Source organism: Citrobacter sp. Cpo089 (genome assembly GCF_030332695.1).
Lineage (GTDB): Bacteria > Pseudomonadota > Gammaproteobacteria > Enterobacterales > Enterobacteriaceae > Citrobacter > Citrobacter portucalensis.
Window position 1 is genome coordinate 1 of record NZ_JAOWHJ010000006.1, and the last position, 222, is coordinate 222.

At 41.0% G+C, this 222-nt stretch carries 1 rRNA gene; it reads right to left on the reverse strand.

What is annotated here, in order from left to right:
• Positions 1 to 162: 162 nt before the first annotated feature.
• Positions 163 to 222: ribosomal RNA gene (locus OGX92_RS01580) — 16S ribosomal RNA — on the reverse strand; the annotation flags it as partial.

The following is a 222-nucleotide window of genomic DNA, read 5'->3' on the forward strand; positions in this document are numbered from 1 at the left end:
TCATTTCTTATTACGGAGAAATGAAACAGTGTGTCGTTTCAATTTTCAGCTTGATCCAGATTTTTAAAGAGCAAAACTTCTTAATGCACTCGAAAGTACATTCAGAAGTTCATCATTCATCAGACAATCTGTGTGAGCACTGCAAAGGTCGGTTCTTTAAGGTAAGGAGGTGATCCAACCGCAGGTTCCCCTACGGTTACCTTGTTACGACTTCACCCCAGT